Source organism: Vibrio sonorensis, from assembly GCF_001854765.1.
GTDB lineage: Bacteria > Pseudomonadota > Gammaproteobacteria > Enterobacterales > Vibrionaceae > Vibrio > Vibrio sonorensis.
On record NZ_LJJE01000057.1, the window covers coordinates 1 to 16,271 of the forward strand.

The 16,271-nt window shown below is 44.4% G+C and carries 12 protein-coding genes and 2 pseudogenes; 9 read left to right on the forward strand and 5 right to left on the reverse strand.

What is annotated here, in order from left to right; translation table 11 throughout:
• Positions 1–855 (reverse strand): aldo/keto reductase (locus BLO31_RS09270; RefSeq protein WP_175443199.1); only part of this gene is annotated, 855 nt, incomplete at its 3' end.
• A 61-nt stretch (positions 856–916) separates the two neighbouring features.
• Here BLO31_RS09270 and BLO31_RS09275 point away from each other — a divergent pair.
• Complete coding sequence (locus BLO31_RS09275) at positions 917–1,861, forward strand: LysR family transcriptional regulator (protein WP_070965053.1); 945 nt, start codon at positions 917–919, stop codon at positions 1,859–1,861.
• A 169-nt stretch (positions 1,862–2,030) separates the two neighbouring features.
• Positions 2,031–3,899, forward strand: a complete 1,869-nt coding sequence (locus tag BLO31_RS09280) for a methyl-accepting chemotaxis protein (protein ID WP_070965056.1) — start codon at positions 2,031–2,033, stop codon at positions 3,897–3,899.
• A 50-nt stretch (positions 3,900–3,949) separates the two neighbouring features.
• On the opposite strand, the pseudogene BLO31_RS09285 reads toward BLO31_RS09280, so the two are convergent.
• Positions 3,950–5,304, reverse strand: a pseudogene (locus tag BLO31_RS09285) (alpha-amylase family protein).
• Between the two features lie 173 nt (positions 5,305–5,477).
• Here BLO31_RS09285 and BLO31_RS09290 point away from each other — a divergent pair.
• Both BLO31_RS09290 and BLO31_RS09295 read left to right on the forward strand, forming a co-directional pair.
• Positions 5,478–6,125, forward strand: a complete 648-nt coding sequence (locus BLO31_RS09290; RefSeq protein WP_070965059.1) for a DsbA family oxidoreductase — start codon at positions 5,478–5,480, stop codon at positions 6,123–6,125.
• Between the two features lie 126 nt (positions 6,126–6,251).
• A complete protein-coding gene (locus BLO31_RS09295) occupies positions 6,252–7,172 on the forward strand; it encodes a M14 family metallopeptidase (protein ID WP_070965062.1) in 921 nt (306 codons plus the stop codon).
• Here BLO31_RS09295 and BLO31_RS09300 read toward each other — a convergent pair.
• On the reverse strand, positions 7,164–7,952 hold the full coding sequence (locus BLO31_RS09300) for an AraC family transcriptional regulator (protein ID WP_070965067.1): 789 nt from the start codon (positions 7,950–7,952) through the stop codon (positions 7,164–7,166). The two genes, BLO31_RS09295 and BLO31_RS09300, sit on opposite strands and share 9 nt — an antisense overlap.
• A gap of 97 nt (positions 7,953–8,049) precedes the next feature.
• On the opposite strand from BLO31_RS09300, the pseudogene BLO31_RS09305 reads away from it, so the two are divergent.
• The 5 genes and pseudogenes from BLO31_RS09305 (at position 8,050) to BLO31_RS09325 (ending at position 13,425) form a co-directional block, all read left to right on the forward strand.
• Positions 8,050–8,951 (forward strand): annotated as a pseudogene (locus tag BLO31_RS09305) (DMT family transporter).
• 182 nt (positions 8,952–9,133) lie between these two features.
• Positions 9,134–10,048 carry a sensor domain-containing diguanylate cyclase gene (locus tag BLO31_RS09310; RefSeq protein WP_070965070.1) on the forward strand — a complete coding sequence of 305 codons (915 nt, stop codon included), beginning with the start codon at positions 9,134–9,136 and terminating at the stop codon, positions 10,046–10,048.
• A 139-nt stretch (positions 10,049–10,187) separates the two neighbouring features.
• A complete protein-coding gene (locus BLO31_RS09315; protein ID WP_070965074.1) occupies positions 10,188–10,925 on the forward strand; it encodes a helix-turn-helix transcriptional regulator in 738 nt (245 codons plus the stop codon).
• Positions 10,926–11,211: 286 nt separating this feature from the next.
• Positions 11,212–12,090 carry a LysR family transcriptional regulator gene (locus tag BLO31_RS09320; protein WP_070965077.1) on the forward strand — a complete coding sequence of 293 codons (879 nt, stop codon included), beginning with the start codon at positions 11,212–11,214 and terminating at the stop codon, positions 12,088–12,090.
• A gap of 108 nt (positions 12,091–12,198) precedes the next feature.
• Complete coding sequence (locus BLO31_RS09325) at positions 12,199–13,425, forward strand: DUF3179 domain-containing (seleno)protein (RefSeq protein WP_070965080.1); 1,227 nt, start codon at positions 12,199–12,201, stop codon at positions 13,423–13,425.
• Positions 13,426–13,632: 207 nt separating this feature from the next.
• On the opposite strand, the gene BLO31_RS09330 is transcribed toward BLO31_RS09325, so the two are convergent.
• Positions 13,633–15,108 (reverse strand): hypothetical protein, encoded by a 1,476-nt coding sequence (locus BLO31_RS09330; protein ID WP_070965083.1) that lies wholly within the window; start codon positions 15,106–15,108, stop codon positions 13,633–13,635.
• A gap of 74 nt (positions 15,109–15,182) precedes the next feature.
• Positions 15,183–16,271 (reverse strand): hypothetical protein (locus BLO31_RS23805; protein WP_175443200.1); only part of this gene is annotated, 1,089 nt, incomplete at its 5' end.

Consider the following 16,271-nt stretch of genomic DNA (forward strand, 5'->3'; position numbering starts at 1 on the left):
GATTAAATGAGAGCGCTTTTTCGTGCCCGGTATAGGCACAATATCCTTCCCCTGAGCCAACAACCAAGCCAAAGCGATTTGCGCTGGAGAGCAAGACTTATCACGCGCAATTTCGGCAACGACGTCAGAAATGGGGCGATTGGCATGCAAGTTTGTTGACGAAAATCGCGGTAACGCCTTACGGGCGTCATCTTGGCTAAACGCCATTTCCGACTGATAGCGACCCGTTAAAAACCCCCTACCTAAAGGAGAGTAAGGAACAAAACCAACCCCAAGCTCTCGGCAAGTAGGTAAGATCTTCTTTTCCACATCGCGAGTCCATAGGCTATATTCCGTTTGCACTGCCGTCACTGGATGCACTGAGTGTGCTTTAATTAGCGTTTGTGCGCTTACTTCTGAAAGCCCGATATGTATGATCTTCCCTTGTTTTACTAGATCCGCAAGTACGCCCATTGTGGTTTCAATTGACGATTGAGGGTCTAAGCGATGTATGTAATAGAGGTCGATGCATTCGACTCCTAATCGTCGAAGGGAGTTATCACACGCGGTGCGTATATAATCTGGACTGTTATCTATTCGCCTTTCATATTCTCCGGGGCGTCGAACAATGCCGCACTTGGTCGCGATTTTAACTTTCCCTCGATTTCGTTTTAAAAATTTTCCTATCAACTCTTCATTGTGGAAATTTCCGTATGTATCAGCGGTATCTAAAAAATTGCACCCTAGCGAAACCGCTTCATCTAATACTCGCATCGACTCTTTGTCATCGCTTGGGCCATAAAACTCGCTCATCCCCATACACCCCAAACCGATGGCTGAGACCTGCAAACCGTGACCTAAAGTTCTCTTTTCCATTATTTAATCCTCTTGGTTTGTGTTCCTGTTTTCAGTATGCTTTTCACTTATGGAGGTTTAAATGACCAAAAAAGACAATCAGTTTTCCAGTATCGGAAAGCCAAACGATTCATCAAGACTAAATTGGGATGACGCAAAAGTGTTTCTTGCCATCGCTAGAGATGGGACCCTAAGCGGAGCATCCAAATCATTGAATCTAGGTATAGCAACCACATCACGCCGCTTAGAAAGAATTGAAAATGCACTGAGAATTAGGTTGTTCACTAGAGACCAACAAGGCTTCAAGCTCACCGACGAAGGAACGGCTCTTATTCCCCATGCCGAAGCGCTTGAACAGGCTGGGTATGCTTTTAGCTCTGCGGTAGGAAACCAACAAGAAAGTGTAATGGGTCACGTTCGACTCGCCACTGCGCAAGGATTAGCGGATCATCTAATCATTCCAGAGTTACCTCTACTGGCCGAGAGCCACCCAAACCTCACCCTAGAAGTTGTGACGAGTGTGCCCACGGTTAACTTACATCGTCGCGATGCAGATCTAGCGCTTAGAATGGTTAGGCCGGAGCGAGGTAACGTGAGTATTCGGCGGCTTGGCTATCTGGGTTTTGGCCTTTACGCTTCGAAGACCTATTTAGACCGAAGACCAAGAGAAAATCGACGCAACTTTCTAGAGCACGACGATTTTATCGGTTGGTCGGAAGCCCTACAGCATTTACCCGCAGCTCAATGGATCGAAAGAACTCTTCGCGGAAAACCCTGCCGACTAACTACGACCAATTTGTCAGCCCAAGTAAGTGCCGTTCGCTCCAACCTTGGCATCGCGGTACTCCCCCACTTTATCGCCCAGCCTCAAGGCCTAGTTTGCTTAGATGCAGATATCGGATGCGACCAGCCTATTTGGCTAGCCATTCATTCGGATCTCGCCCACTCACGTCGTGTGCGTGCGATTGCCGATTTCCTAACAGCACTGGTCGAAAAACATCGCGTTGTTTTACAGGGCCAATTTTAATCTTTGCTTCGAAACTCGCTCATCTCGTTCAGATAAAAAGCACGACTAAATTCCCTTGGCAGAACAATGCGCAAACATTTGTTATATATAACTGGCTGAAAAGTTATTTACTAGCTATAACTCTATTAATAAAATGTATAATTAATGTGACTCACCAAGGATATAGAGTATGAAATTCAGCCACAAAATTGTCGCTGCTTCTTCGTTACTGCTGCTGGCAACGGTTACAGCGCTCACTTTACAGCAATATTTTACCGTTAAAAAAGAGATAGAAGCTCAGGTTCAGAGTAGCGTCTCTGAGATTGTAGATGGTGTGCGTGACACCACCGCCGCAGAAATTAATGGCAGGAAAGCGATCGCTGCATACGCTTCCAGTTTGATTGAAGTCGATCTAACCCCCAAATCCATTCAAGCAGTCATGGATCAAAAGGTGATTAAAGATACCTTCTTACTGGTTGGTTTGGGTTTTGAGAAGGATGGGTCAAACATCAATAACGACCCGTCATGGAACCCCGGTCCAACATGGGACCCAAGGGCAAGACCTTGGTACAAAGACGCTAAAGCGGCGGGTGATCTAATTATCACCGCACCTTATGCCGACTCGGCAACCAATGAAATCTTAGTCTCGATTGCTACTCCCATTCGCGATAACGGTAGTTTTATCGGTGCAATTTTTTATGATGTGAGTTTGGCCGCCCTTGCTGACTTGGTTAATAAAGTACAATTGTTTAACGCAGGGTACGTGTTTATTGTCTCTGGAGATGGCACAACTATCGCTCACCCCGACGCCGAGCTAAATGGCAAGCCAATGAGTGAATTTCTCACTGACGTAAACATTCAAGACGAGCCACAACACGCTAGTATCGAAGACAAACTCTATACCGTGGATTTTGCAAAAGTACCAGGCGAAGATTGGTATGTCGGCGTTATTTTGGATGAAGAGATCGCCTATCAATCTCTCAGCCAACTGCGCAACAGTTCAATTCTTTATACAGTGATTGCATTAGCAGTGAGTGTAATTCTGCTTCTGTTACTGATCAAAACATTGCTACGCCCTTTGGATGCACTAAACGCAGCCATTCAAGACGTTGCCACTGGTCAGGGAGATTTAACCAAGCGATTAGACACCGATACGGACCAAGAATTTGCTGTACTCGCAGATGGATTTAACAGGTTTACCGAATCTCTCCAACAGCGAATCACGCACTCTAAGGCAATTGGGTCAGAGATATTGCGAGGGTCAGAAATGACTTCTGCTGGCTTGCAAGAGTCGTCAGCAGCGATGCAAGAGCAGCTTCACGAGCTAGAGCAATTGGCGACAGCCATGCACGAAATGGCAACTACCTCTGCTGATGTAGCAAATAACGCTCAAGGAGCCGCTTCGGCAGCAAAAGAAGCAGACGATGCCACTTCCCTAGGTACAAATGTTGTTAACGACACTACTGATGCGATCAGTAACTTATCGGAAACCATTGATACTGCCGTCGAAGAAGTGAAAGCACTGGAAAGCGCGACCGATAACATTGAAACCATTCTTAAGGTAATCAATGATATTGCTGATCAAACTAACCTACTCGCACTAAACGCGGCTATTGAGGCTGCCCGTGCCGGAGAATCGGGACGAGGTTTTGCGGTCGTTGCCGACGAAGTAAGAACACTGGCGCAACGCACTCAAGAATCCACCACTGAAATTCGCAATATGATTGAGCAACTTCAAACTGGCGCTAGCTCTGTCGCCAATGCGATGAGTATCAGTAAAACAACCGCTTCTAAAGCTGTTGAGCGAGCGGACGAAGCCAATATTACCCTTGAAAAGATCCGCGATGCCATCCAGCGCATTAGCGATATGAATGTACAAATCGCTTCCGCTGCAGAAGAACAGAGCCTAGTCGCAGAAGAAATCAACAACAACACGGTTAAGATTAAAGACCTGTCTACCCATGTTTCTGAGCTGGCAGAAAACGCTAACATCGCCACTCAAGCGCAAACCGAAAACATCCGTGAACAAGATGCCATTCTTAACAAGTTTATTGTTTAGAAGGGAATAAACAGCTTGTAAGCAATAAGAGAGGCGCTTGGCGCCTCTTTTTATCTATGCCTAACTAACATCGCTCCGCACATGGGCCTCAGCTTAATCTCAATGTTACCGCTCAACGCAGTATATATAGTGCCAGAAAGGAGCTCTTTCCAAACACCCTGTGCGGAAACTTTGATACTCTTCTCTCGGTTACTTTTGTTTAATGCCACAATGCCTTTGTTACCACGGCCAAACACCAGTAAATCATCGGTCGCTTGTCGCATTGTCATAGGCTCACCATGCATATGATGGTAAAACTCAATACGCGCTTTCATACTTGGCTCAAGCCAGATCTCTTTCCACCTTGGTTTTCCCGTGCGATTCTTAAATCTACTGGTATCCAAATCTGTATAAATCAAAGGGACTCCGCCATCTCTACCCAATAGATAGGTGTACGCTAGCGACTCTTGTTGTTCACTCATGACTAGATTTTCGAATACTTTGTTATTAGGGATATCGTGAGTAATCGCAAAAGTAATGGCCCTTGGCTTAGACAACGCCATACCGAAACAATAAGGGTTCACTAAACTTTTCATACTCCCTTTAGGTCCCAACGCTTCGTACAGGGTTTGGAACAGTGGGAAGTCATACGCCCCCATATTAGTGTTAGCTAAGAAGGCTCTAAGAAAAGATCATATTCGGGATTATCAGCCCCACCGTCAGTTATAATTTCGCCAAAAATATGCATGTCGGAGCAAATTTTCTTCGTCCATACCTTTTCTAAATGCTCTAACGTCATATGTTTTGCAGCATCGACGCGAAAACCTTTAACACCCAGATTTTTAAGGGCTTTTAAATAGCTTTGCTGGGCTTCGACTACCCGGTCGGTCACTTTCAATGTGGGCAAACCGGGGTCCGATTTACCTCCCGTTATCCTGCCGTTTTGCACTTCCCAAGGGTCGTGCCAATCTTCAATTCCAAACGCTTCTACAAAGTCACTCTCGCTAAACAGCGGTTTTTCTAACTCTCCAAACAGACGAATCTTCTGATAGTGTTCAGGACGGGTTTTATACTCATTTTGCTCACGCTCCCCCGGGTAATGAAGCGATGCTCGGATGTCCGATTCATTTGCCATATGATTGAAAACCACATCGACATAGACATTCACACCCAATGCAGAAAGGCTATTCACCATAGATTTAAAGCTATCAGTGTCCCCGAGTTGATTGTCGATCACTCGGTAATCTTGCGGTTGATAGCGCTGCCACCAAGGCGTTCCCTGTTCCTTTTTTAAAGACTTAAAAGGCGGAGAGACCAGTACCGAAGCGTACCCCACCTCTTTTATGGTGTTTGCTCGTTGTTTCACCAGTTCATACGGCCAGTCGAAAGCATGCAATACCACGTTGCTAAAATTAGCTTGTTGCATTTTAAATACCCTGCTCGTTTCACTTACTGAATTAATTAGCAGACATTATAAGAAGAAATTCTCACTCTACTTCCCCCTTTGATAAACTTGATAAGTAGTAGTCTACAGGCGTAGAGTGACAGTATTGAGATTGCTAACACGATAACCAATGGTTAACCAAAGGAGCAGTACCTATGCAAGACATTCGAGTCGATATCGTTTCTGATATAGTCTGCCCTTGGTGCATTATTGGATACCATAGGTTAGCACAAGCAATCAAAGAGTTAGGTTGCGAAAACCAAGTTACTTTGCACTGGCATCCGTTTGAACTTAACCCTGCCATGCCAAAAGAGGGGCAGAACTTAAGGGAACATTTGGGTGAAAAGTATGGCACTAGTGTCGAAGCCAGCATCGCTGCCAGAAAGACACTCACCGACCTTGGTGCTGAACTTGGGTTTGAGTTTAACTTCGCCGATGACTCCAAAATTTACAATACTCGGCTCGCCCATCAGCTACTTATGTGGGCGCAATCCCAAGGCAAGCAACACGATCTACAGCTGGCTCTGTTCAAAGCCTATTTCACCGACCAGAAAGAGCTGTCAGATCCAAAAACATTACTTAGCGTTTGCCAGCGACTTGGCCTTTCAACTGAAACCGCAGCTCAAGTGTTGGCCGAGGATAGTTGGGCACAAGCGGTCGCGTCAACGGAACAACAATGGATAGAGGCCGGAATAAACGCCGTTCCAGCCTATATTTTTAATCAAAAACACCTAGTGTCAGGAGCGCAACCTGTCGATAACCTCAAGCAAGTCATTCAAGAGCTAACGAAGTCAAAAAAGTGAACTCGGTAATTTCATTGTGAAAACTTCCTGCGTCGCTGTATGCTACGCCAGCTCAGAAAAAAACCTTCCAAATACGTAACAGCCACCGGTATAAGTGGTGATTAAGAACAACAATTAGGTGATGAAATGCAGACAAATTACCAATATCCAATAGGGATCTCAGGGAAAAAATGGCAAGAAGAAGAGAAGCGCGCTTGGCGAGAGACCACCAGTATTAAGCGTGAATATCAACAAGAAGTTGTACCTAAAATCAAAGCACTTTCAACCATCTTTGAGCTTAATCAGTATGGTGCTCTAAGTTACGACCAAGACCGATATCCACTCTACTGTTTAAAAAGTCCTACGTGGGATAACAATAAACCAACGGTTCTGGTAACGGGTGGCGTTCACGGCTACGAAACCAGTGGAGTTCATGGCGCACTAGAGTTTGCCGCTCAACATGCAAAACAGTACCAAGATACCTTTAACTTGGTGATCGTGCCATGTGTAAGTCCTTGGGGATACGAAACCATTAATCGCTGGAACCCATTGGCGATAGACCCAAATCGTTCGTTTTACCAAAACTCTCCAAGTGAAGAATCAGCAAACCTACTGCAACTGGTTAAACAGCTTGGTGATGTGCTGGTGCACATCGACTTGCACGAGACGACAGACACAGACGAGTCTGAGTTTAGACCAGCTTTAGCTGCGAGAGATGGCGAAGAGTACATCGAAGGATACATCCCCGATGGATTCTATACGGTCGGAGATTCCAATAACCCACAACCTGAGCTGCAAAACGCCATTATCGAATCGGTCGCCAAAGTCACCCATATTGCGCCAGCCGATGAAAACGGCCAAATCATTGGCTCAGACGTAGTGCAAAACGGGGTGATCTTGTACCCAATGAAGCAGCTAGGCTTATGCGGTGGTATTACTAATTGCCAATACCACACTACAACAGAAGTCTACCCCGATAGTCCAAAGGTCACCGATCAAGAGTGCAACCTAGCGCAGGTAGCCGCGATAACCGGCGCACTTGACTTCGTGGCCAAGCAGCTAAAGTAGTTTGTTTTTATATTGCTCTGGGGTTTGCCCAGAGTATTTTTTAAACATGCTGATATAGGGGCTGGCTTGGTTGTACCCTAAGGTCAAAGCCACCTCTTTGACCGCGTGACCATTTCTTAGTAATTCCATCGAGTAGAGATAGCGCACTCTCAATCGCCATTCTGTGAAACTCATTCCCAGCTCGCTTTGGCAATATCTTGCTAATGTTCGTTCAGTTGTGTGAACGCGCTCAGCCCACTCTGACAGTGAAGTATTATCGGTAGGGTTTTCTTCGACAAAAGTTAGGATATCTCCAAGGTACTTATTATCAGTCGTCGGCAAGAAGTGCCGTTCAGTTTCTCTGGTTGCCAACTGATCTAACAGGACTTGCACCAACCTTTTGTCTTGTTCGGTGTCAGCAATGTTAACTTGCCGATTTCGAAAGTCATCAATAATGGCAGAAACAATCGGCGTGACCTTAATCAAACTCGTATGATCAGGAAACGCCTGTGCCATATCAGCAGATACGTTTAACGAACAATAAGATATAGGCTTGCGGTTGAAGCTATTGTGCATCACGTTCGGCGGAACCCAAATAGCCAAATGAGGTGGCGCTAAGAATCGCGTCCCCTCCGCTTCCATCTCTAGGATCCCACCACTAATTAGTTGCACCTGTCCCCATGTATGACTATGAATCCGAGTTTCTGTATTAGACAAAAAAGCTTCAAAGTTCATAAATACATCGGATGGCGGCTGTTCAATAGTCAGCGAAGGATGAAGGTGTTTGGTCTCTTTCCGCAAAAGCTGTCTTCCTATATCGTGCGATGTCGGAACAAAGATACCTGCTTTTAGTTAGACGTGCCAGACTGTGTCCATCATTTCACTGGTAGAGAGATAAATGGTTTACTTGTTTCCCATACTTACCGTTCTCATTTGGAGCGGGAATGCCATCGTTAACAAACTTGCTGCCAGTGCAATAGAACCAAGTGCAATGAGCTTTTATCGCTGGGCGTTAGCGGCTGCGGTGCTAACACCGTTTTGCATTCTTCAGGTATTGAAACAGCGCAGCGCTATCAAAAAGCATATCGGCAAGCTACTTACACTGGCTTTGCTTGGTATGGGGTTGTATCAAACCCTTGGATATTACGCCGCATTGACAACGAGTGCCGCCAACATGGCGTTGATAACCTCTGTAGTGCCTATTTTTAGTGTTTTTATCAGTGTTCCCCTACTTGGCACACAACTCAATAAGCAGTGTATTCTTGCGCGGTGATCTCAATGACTGGGCTTAGCTATATGCTCGGCCAAGGCGATGCATTGTTTTTCTTAAAACAAGACGTGATTCAAGGCGATATACTCATGCTAGTTGGAGCGGTTATCTATGCCACCTATGGAGTGTGTTTAAAACGTTGGAAGATGCCGTTTTCTAACTGGACGCTTGTTTATATTCAATGTGTAATCGCAAGTTTGTTCCTAGCCCCGCTATGGCTAAGCAGTGCACGACTTCTACCCACACCGGAATCCATTCCGCTTATCGGCTACGCTGGAATGGCCGCATCATTACTTGCCCCTTGGCTATGGGTAAAATCGATTGAGCATATTGGCGCAGATTCCAGCGCAATGTTTATGAACTTGTTACCCGTATTTACCATCATCTTGGCCGTTTTACTGACCAAAGAACAGATACATACTTTTCACCTTATAGGCTCGCTCGTCGCTATTCTCGGCGTGCTACTTAGCCAATATAAGCAATTAAATGGTATTTCTGGCTCTAAAACATCGATTAAACCCACCCAATAACCCTACCGTTAATGCCATTATTAGCTAAAGTTATAGTAATACGTTTGTAATTTAATTTTTAATAGAGCCGAACAGTCATTTCACTTCAATCGGCCATTAACACAAGTCAGTAATAGGCACAGCAGGTTAACGCAACCTACCTATTTGCGCGATGGCAACGGTTAGGTTTAGCAGGGGTGTTTATGATCGCTTTAGAACGTATAGAAGATATATACGACAACAACCAATTTACCTTACATGAGTTTGTTCTCAATCAGATCGGTTCCTATGTGTTTGTAAAAAACCACAAAGGTGAGTACCTCTACGCCAATCAACTCACATTAGAACTCTTTGCTACCGATCTTAGCTCGCTAAAAGGAAAAACCGATCGCGATTTTTTTTCTGACGAACTAATAGAAGACATCCTCAACACCGATAGACAAGTGATCGCCTCTAAGCAAACCTGTATCAGTGAGGAACGAACTAAAGCGTTAAGCGACGATCAAGTCAAAATCTATCGAGCGATAAAAAGCCCGATCCTTTCAAGCATCGATGGCAGTGTTATCGGCCTTATTGGGGTATCGACCGACATTACCGATCTAGTCCAACTTAAAGAACAACTTCATGTACTTGCCAACACCGACGATCTAACCCAACTTTCAAATCGCCGTAAAATGTGGCGAACCTTCGCCAACGAATTCACTTTGGCGCGAGATAATAGTTATCCCTTAAGCTGTATATCCATTGATATCGACAACTTTAAACTCGTTAACGATACCTATGGGCACGCTCATGGCGACACTGTAATCAAGAAGCTGGCCGATTTTGCCAGACAGCAGATTCGCGCTAACGATGCGTGTGGGCGCATCGGAGGTGAAGAGTTCTTAGTGATTCTGCACCAAGCGAATGCCAAGCAAGCGGCTGACATTGCCGAAAGGCTGCGCAAAGCGTTTTACAATCACGAATTTTTCAAAGAAAAAGCTAAATTTAGTATTAGCTGCGGTATCGCTGAGCTAAACGGGACCGATCAGGATTTTTTCTCCCTCTATCGACGGTCTGACCAAGCGTTGTACCAAGCAAAACGCAGTGGACGGAACCAAATCTGCGTCAACGACTAACCAATTGTATGCAAATACTTACAATTGACACATTCTGTAACCTTGCGGTGACAACAATGTCACTCTAAGTGACTGATAACTTTGTGATTGGCATTTTTATTTGGTATAAAATTAACCAACACCCATTTTCCTGAAATATATGGATTCTTTACTCAAACTGTTAGAGCAACATTCTGATCTTTCCACTCCGAAGTGTGTCGAAAAACTCCTGACAAAAGTCAGTGCCTTATTGGGCAATCAGTTTTACGATCTTTTTGTCGCATTTGAGCCAACACGATTAGACGGACAAACCTTAACTATCGATAACTACCCCCTTAGCCCAGACAGCCATTGTGGTAGCCATAGGTACACGCAGTTAGAGATAATGTTGAGATACTGCAAAGAAAACGCCATACCATTGAAATGGAAAAACGCTAAGAAGCAATTTTCTGAAATTGAGCCTCCTGTCTGTTGCGAGGTAACACAGGGGATCAGTATTCCCATTCGCGGTATCAACGGGGAGATCGGAATGTTAAGCCTTGCGAACTCGCCTTCGTGGAACAGCGACAACACGAGTGATTTAGCCATAGCTCAGCTCGTTACCCCACTCATCACTCAAAACTTAGCTAATATTGCTTTAGCCCTTAATTCCACTAGCGACTCGATTTCATTGACGGAGCGTGAAAAACAGTGTCTTACACTCGCGGCCGACGGTAAAAGTAGTAATGAGATAGCCGAAGAGCTTGGTTGCAAAGAAAGAACCATCAAGTTTCACTTGGCGAACGCAAGCCAAAAGCTGGGAGCAATAATCGATGTCAGGCCATCACTAAAGCCATTTTGGGTGGCTACATCAAGCCGATCTACGTTTAATAGGCGGTCGAGACCAATAAATAATTAAAAAATTTACACTTTATTGTCAATGACCTGTCCTTTTGGACAGTTATATAATTCTATTGTTTTCATTATCATTAACCCACTGACTGGTTAACTAACCTTCAGTTGGCTTAGCTGAGAAACAGCGCTATAACTATCAAAAGAAAAAAGAAAAGACCTCTGTTTTTACAGAGGTTTTTTTACACCTATCTACTTCTCATACTCCACTATTCAAAGCAAAGTTAAATCACACGACCAACTAAACTTTAGTGGTATAGTGCACTTCAGCTAGGCGAAAGGAGAAAAGCTCAGTGAAACTCGAAGATATGTCGCTTTTTGTACGTGTCGTTGATTGCGGTAGCTTTACTAAAGCGGCCGACTACTTTGATATGCCTAAGTCCACTGTTAGTCGGCGAATTAGACAGTTAGAAGAAGCGGTTCAAGCCCGCCTATTGGAGAGAACCACTCGAAAACTTGTCATGACGGAGACAGGGCAAACCTTCTACTTCAAAGCAAAAAATATACTCAACCAAGTAGAACAGACTCAGGCGGAAATCACACAAGCTCAAACGGAACTCGCGGGAGTGTTGGTCCTCTACGTACCGGATCTGTTACTAGAGTTAAACAGCGATCAAATCAGCGAGTTTTACCTGACTCATCCTGCGATTTCATTAGAAGTACACTCAAGTAAAAACCTCGCTCATCACTACAACGAAACGCGTTTTGACCTGATGTTGAGCATAGGTTGTCAAAACGATTCTTCGTTTATCGCTCACCCCGTAGGAGAGCTCAACTTTGGTTATTTCTGCTCACCTAACCTGTTGGTATCAAAAGATCTATACAAAATGCCTGCTCTCGTTTTGACTCAATTTACCAGTGGCGATTTTGTTTGGAACCAACAAGCACTGCCTCTACCAGAATCGATCCGTTGCCAAGCCGACAATCCTTATCTACTGCGCTCTCTCGCTCAAAAAGGACAAGGCATAACATGCCTACCGAGGATTTGCGTTGCAGAAATGCTAGCCAATGGAGAGCTAGTAGAAGTTCAACAAGAAGCACTGCGCTTTTGCCAAACGGTGTATGCCATTTATCACTCTAGGCGATTTATTCCAAAGCGCGTCTCTCTGCTATTAGAAGAGATTCGTAGCAAGCTCCCCAATCAGATTAAGGATAGAGAACAATTAGGATAGAAATATTGTTCCACTAATTGGCATAATTTGTTGCGCTAAACGCTGTTTTTCCGCAATGCCACCCCGCTTACCATCATAGGGAAAATTGATTGTTTGCGGAGTCACCTTATGACCATTCAACTAAAACTTTACCAAAAGCCTCTATTCTGGATTAGCATGCTAATTGCACAAGTGATTGGCATCTTCTTGTTTAAAGATCTCGCTGATATCAGCCAATGGGTCGTTCAATCTGAACGCGAAACCACTATGTGGGTATGGTACAACCGCTGGCCACTTACGCTGGTGTCCCTTCTTTGTATCGGGCTATGCCTATTCCTTAAAATCAAAGACAAACATCTCGTCGGCAATGGTGCGTTCTACTCTTTATTATTACTTTTTTCGTTTACCTTTTTCAGCGGCATGATCAACCCTCACCTTATGATGCGAGACCGCATGGATAACGGCCTATTTGTCTCTATTGAAGAAGGGAAAAAATACTTAAAACCGTATGAGAGCGTGATTGTACTAGAAATTAATGGCAAAGCCCGTGCACATTCAGACAAGCAATTACTCCGCCCACACGTAGCGGGAAATGGTAAGTTTGCGGGTGAAGACGTCGTTATGACTTACTGTGGCTTAACAAACCTCGGCATGGCTTTTACGCCAGAAATTGACGGTAAAAAACTCGACTTAGCGCCAATGACACAATTGGAAAACAACCTAGTGATGTGGGACAAAAACAGTGATGAACCTATACAACAAATCTGGGGACAAAAAGAGAAGGATGTCATTAAAAATTCCGGGCATTCTATGAAAGAGTGGCCAACTTTCCGCATGCCTTTTGAACAGTTTGCTAACGCCTACCCAGAGGGCGAAGTCTACATCAACGATTACTTAGTAAAAGACATGCGTCCTACCTTTTGGGAAAACCCATTTTTTGCCATTTACGACCCGATTATGGAAGTCATTTTCAAGTTGGCCGTCGCGCACCAAGAAACCAATGACGAACCAACTTTTCCTACTATCGAGTACAGCGATACACGCTTGCCAAGTAAAGAAAAAGTGTGGGGGTTTAATGTGGGTGATGAATACGTAGCATACAGCGAAGAGTTTGTCAGAGAACAAGGCCAACCTATCAACCTATCACTGGGTGGGAAAGATGTGGTCATTCACTATGACAACAACTTTAAGAGTTTGGGGATTTACTACAACACGACAGGTAAGCCTATCGAAGAGATCGACTTTTACGGGGAAACGGAGTTTGGAAAATTAGAGCGTGTTGAAAGTGTTAAGGCAGGTGCCTATTGGATTATCTGGGTCAACTTCTATCCTGAAACCTTGGTGAATCCGGTTTAAGTCCTTTTACCAAAATTAAAAAATAGGGCTAAATCACTTTAGCCCTATCGTCGTTGCAAAATGATCAGTCTAACATCAGAATATCCGACAATGCTGTAGGCATCATAGTCACTTGGTGGAACTTCGAGCGTTCTAATCGTTCCTCCCAATACTCCTTCGTCGGCGAATCGTTATAGGTGGTCGCTAAAGCGTCTGTCGTAAACAGGTTTATCCACTGCGATGTAAATGCCCTATATTTTGATACCCCTGAGCCCCATAACCTGGATCCAACGCAGGGTCGTTTCCTACACCTCCGATAAACGCCATTTCACTCGACACTTTGTTGACCAATATCAGCGGCAAATGACGTGAAAACTCCCAGTTCGGATTATCTTTCAGGAACTTAATGTAATCGAGATCATCCGTCAAGCGAATTAACTTTAATCCGACTTTGTCATCATCTATTACATAGTCAGGATCATAATTGGTATCAGTGTCATTTGCTAACTGCTGATTGGCAAAATCTTTGTACAGAAGTGACCATGTGTCTAAATAGATCCCTGATAACAACATAGAGTAACGGTTCTTACCGCCTAATACATAGTACTCGCCATCACTTCCTTTAAACAAAGCATCCCCAAAGTTATAACTGATATTCGATATCCATTCGAAGGTAATGTCATTGGGCAACGCTTTGGCTTGGTCACTTGGGAATGTATCTGCTGTCTTCGACTTCTCTAGACTTAGACTCCAGTTACCAGTCCCATCGTCGACAATAGTTGCATCACTTTTCAAGTCGCTATAATCGTAGTAATGAGTCACTTTTTTGTGCTCAGACATTCCCTCTAATTGGTTAGAATAGATGCTACCGTCTTGATCCAAATAAGCACTTCGGTAAACATCTTCATTGGAGTGATAACTTACGACAATCAGCATTTCGACTCTTGCTTCACTCGGAAGCACCACTTCGTCAACCCTCAAATTGTTGGCTTCTGCATCATCACGGGATAACGTATTGTTGGGATCTCCAAGCATGTAGTATTTACCACTGGTTGTGACTACTAATGGCGTGCCTATTCCTATTTTTGTGTGAATAAGGCGAAGATTAACAATTGTTTCACCATCTAGGGATGGATATTTAACCCATGCACTAGTACCACCGTTTTCAGATTTTGCCTCTTCTGAAGTACCGAAGACAAAGTCGCCATTTACATCGCGTGGGCGGGAGTAGGCATGCCAAACATTGCCCTCATTATCCAGTACTTTATTCATATACGGGTATGTAGAGCTAGCGCCTAACATTGTGTGCGTCTTGATATTGTCCGCGTACTTAATTGGCACATTTATACGCATTTCACCATGTCCACCAAAGCCTTGGCGAGGATTACCCACACCCCAGAGTTCATTGGTTTTTGTCAATAGGCTCCCTATGCCCGTATAGAAAATGTTAAAACCAAAACTACTCAAGTTAGGCGGAAAACATCGTGCAGAAAGGTTTTCAGGCAGATCCATATAGGCTTTATCTGGTGTCGCCTGTGCGTGCAATAAATAGTTATTTGGGTCAAATTCTCCTTCTAAACAATTAGGAAGTGTATAGATCCCTGATTCTGTTACATCAGCGATCTCTTCCAGTTCCCCATTGGCGTTGATTTTCTTCTTGGTTTCAGATGAGTTCGACACATACTCAGACGTTGGAAAATACATGAACTCTCCGCTTTTAGTAACAAAAACGGTATTGTGTGAGTTGCCATTCGAAACAGGCCCAAATCCGACAGCGCTTAATATCGGTTCAACATCAAGATCTTGGTTGGCAAAGCAAGATAAGTATCGTCGATCGTTCTTATGGAAGGTGCTGATGTGAGTAACGCATCATCCGTTGGAACGTTCTTTTGAGTCACTACTTTGCCATCAAAGTCTGTCCATAGTTCACCCGTATCAAAGTTAACAAACATAATGTTTTCTTCTGGCGACATGGTGACACCATTCTGCTGGGTGATCACATACCCCGCACCATTATCCGCAACAACTGGATTGCCATCGGCATCAAGCTTCAGCTCAATAGCGTTACCGTTGGACGTAACTAACTCTTCTCCGTAAGCATTAATCACCTTGTTGCTTTCATTAAGTATCAGTCCCGGCTCTACGAGTACTGGCCCACGACTATCTGACACTATGTTGTCTTCATCGTCCGTCTGCACCACCAGCACTTCACCAGTAAGGCTACCGTCTTCGTTGATGACTTCAAAAACAATGTTTCCATTGATATCTTTCACTTCAGGATCTATAGGTCGGAGGCTATTACCACCTGTACCATATTCAAGCGCCTCACCAGTTGAAAGATCAACGAGTGTATCATCCTGAATAATGACCAGTGGAACACTACCCAGCTCAATTTCGCCATCTGGTGACAGTTCGAAACTTGCACCATTATCAGTTGTTACACCTGTATCTGGATGATAGGTATTCGCTATGTAGTTCCCCTGAGAGTCTGTTAGAGGCTCACCATCAATGAATATTGGTTGGAGCAATTCACCATCTTGAGTAACCACCAGCTCACCGTTTCTGTCAACTAAGTAACCATTTTTATCCAACATGATGGGCGGCTCCGGTAATGGCTGAATACTTAAACTACCATCTTCTTCAACCACCAATTGGCCATGCTCTGCAGGATCAACTGCGTTACCCGTATCTGGATCGACAACCTCTACTACAAGGTTGCCATCTGGCGTGGTGATGTTTCCACCGTCCGGATCCGTCAGTGGCTTACCACCATTGCCATTACTATCGGTGATCAGTTCACTACCATCTGGTGTGGTAAGCAGTCCTTCGACATTAATTCCAACTTCAGGCTCTTCGGTGTGCACCGA